Source organism: Streptomyces sp. NRRL F-6492, assembly GCF_001280125.1.
GTDB lineage: Bacteria > Actinomycetota > Actinomycetes > Streptomycetales > Streptomycetaceae > Streptomyces.
Map to the genome: position 1 here is coordinate 1 of NZ_LGEG01000081.1, position 2,751 is coordinate 2,751.

General features: G+C 72.2%; 2 protein-coding genes. Both read right to left on the reverse strand.

Going from position 1 to position 2,751, the window contains the following annotated elements; genetic code table 11:
- Positions 1 to 678 (reverse strand): beta-ketoacyl synthase N-terminal-like domain-containing protein (locus ADL08_RS09360; protein WP_199836977.1); only part of this gene is annotated, 678 nt, incomplete at its 3' end.
- 89 nt (positions 679 to 767) lie between these two features.
- On the reverse strand, positions 768 to 2,751 hold a 1,984-nt coding region (locus ADL08_RS09365), incomplete at its 5' end, for a type I polyketide synthase (RefSeq protein ID WP_159043014.1).

Sequence of the window (2,751 nt, forward strand, 5' to 3'; positions counted from 1 at the left end):
GGCCAGGTCGCATTCGCCGCGGCGCAGGGCGTTGGCCGCGAGGTGCAGTGCCACGAGCGAGGACGAGCACGCGGTGTCGACGGAGATCGCCGGACCCTCAAGGCCGAACGTGTAGGCGATGCGTCCCGAAGCCACGCTGCTGAGCTTGCCGGTGAGCAGATAGCCCTCGGACTCCTCGGGTCCTTCGAGGCCCAGGTAGCTCTGCTCGATCACCCCGGCGAACACGCCGGTCCGGCTGCCCTTCAGCGTGTCGGGGTCGATGCCGGCCCGCTCGAAGGTCTCCCACGCCGTCTCCAACAGCAGCCGCTGCTGGGGATCCATGGCACGGGCCTCACGGGGTGCGATGCCGAAGAACTCCGCGTCGAACAGGGCGGCGTCATGGAGGAACCCGGCCTCCCGGGTGTACGCGGTGCCCGGTGTCTTCGGGTCGGGGTCGTAGAGCCCCTCCAGGTCCCAGCCCCGGTCCGTGGGGAAGGGAGTGATGGCGTCGACGCCGTCCGCCGCCAGCCGCCACAGGTCCTCGGGCGACACCGCACCACCGGGGAAACGGCAGCCCATCGACACGATCGCGATCGGTTCACCCGCGCCGCTTTCCAGCTCGGCGAGCCGCTGCTGAGCCTTGTGGAGATCGGCGGTCACCCGCCTGAGGTACGCGACGAGTTTCTCTTCGTTCGACATGGCGGATCAATCTCTCCTCGGAACCACGGGGTTGGCGAGCGAGCCGTAGGGGTTGCGGATCGGTGCGAGCGAGCCGTACGGGCTGCGGATCAGCTGAGCCGGGAGTCGATGAAGCTGAAGAGCTCCTCCGCCGAGGCCGAGGCCAGTGCGTCGTCCTCCTCCTGCGCCGGCGGGACGGGCTCAGGCTTCTTCAGCCTCCCCACGAGGGCCTGGAGCCGCGCGGCCAGCTCTTCGCGCTCCGTCTCCTGGGGCGGAGCCGCCGCCAGGAGCGCGTCGACCTTGTCGAGGTCGGCCAGGACCGCGCGCATCGTGCCGCCCACGGCCGGGCCGAGCCTTTCCAGCAGGTGCCCGGCGAGGGCCTCGGGCGTCGGATGGTCGAACACCACGGTCGCCGCGAGCCGGATGCCCGTCGCCGCGTTGAGCCGGTTGCGCAACTCGACGCCGGTCATCGAATCGAGCCCGAGCTCCTGGAACGAACTCTCCTGCGTGACGGCCCGGGACGACGCGTGCCCGAGTACCGACGCCGCTTCGGTCCGTACCAGGGACAGCGCCCACTCCTCCCGTTCCCGGGGGGACAGCGAGGCCAGCCGGTCCGCCGGGGACCGCGTCGTACCGGCACCGGCCGGAGACTCCGCGGCGGACCCTTCCGGCCCGCCCGGCACCAGCGTGCGCAGCAGGTGCGGGACCTGGGCCCCGGAACGTATCCCCGTACGGTCCAGCGGAGTGGCGACGACGGCCGCCGCGCCCGACCCGACCGCCTGGTCGAACAGCGCGATCCCCCGCGAGCGGGGCGTGACGCCGAAGCCGCTCCGGGAGAACCGTTCCCGGTCCTTGTCCTCCAGGCGCCCGTTGATTCCGCCTTCCTCCCACAGGCCCCAGGCGATGGACGTGGCCGGCAGCCCCTGCGTCCGGCGGTGGTGCGCGAGACCGTCCAGGAAGGCGTTGGCAGCCGCGTAGTTGGACTGCCCGGGAGCGCCGAACACGCCCACGGTGGAGGAGAACATCACGAACGCCGTGAGATCCAGGTCCCGCGTCAGTTCGTGCAGGTTCCGGGCGCCGTCGGCCTTCGGACGGAGCACCGTGTGCAGCCGCCCCGGCTCCAGGGCCTCGAACAGACCGTTGTCGAGGACCCCGGCGGCATGGACGACTCCGGTGAGCCGACGCTCGTCAGGGAGCCCGGACAGCAGGTCGCGGAGGGCGTCACGGTCGGCAACATCGCAAGCGGCGATGGTCACTTCGGCGCCCAGCTCCTTGAGCTCCGCCGCCAACTCGCTCGCTCCGTAGGACTGTTCGCCGTGGAGGCTGAGGAGCAGCAGGTTCGTGACCCCGTGCTCCGTGACCAGGTGGCGCGAGACGGCCGCACCCAGCAACCCCGTACCGCCGGTGACGAGAACGGTTCCCGAGGAGGACCACCGCGGAGCCTCCGGACTGCCGACCGCCGGCAGGGCCCGTAGACGAGGCGACATCACGGTGCCGTGCCGCAGGACGCTTTCGGGAGCCGAACCGGCCAGGAGCGAGGACAGCACCGAAGCGGGGACCGTGTCGTCGGCATCGACGAGTACGACCCGGCCGGGATGCTCGGTCTGGACGGAACGCAGCAGTCCCCACACCGCCGCGGCCACCGGGTCCGGCACGTCCTCCGGCACCGCCTGCACCGCGCCGCGCGTCAGCACGACGAGCGGGAGCCCCTGCAGCCGTTCGTCGGCCAGCCACCGCTGGAGGAGGTCGAGGACCCGCGCCGTCGCCTCGTGCACGGAGACGGGAGGCTGCGAAGGCGCCTCCCGCAACCACGGCAGCAGCACCGCGTCGACCCGCTCGGCGGCCTCGGCGACGGCGCCGAGGTCGTCGAACACCTCGGCGGTGCCGCCGTCCAGGCCGGCTTCGCCTCCGGCCCCCAGCACCCCCCACCGTCGAGGACGGGCCTCGTCCACCCGTGCCGAGACCTCCTGCCACTCCACGGCGAACAGAGCGTCGGCACCGGCGACGGCAAGGCCTGCCGAATCGTCGGCCGCCGGCATCAGCCAGTAGCGCTCGCGCTGGAAGGGGTAGGTGGGGAGGGGGGTGGTGTGGGGG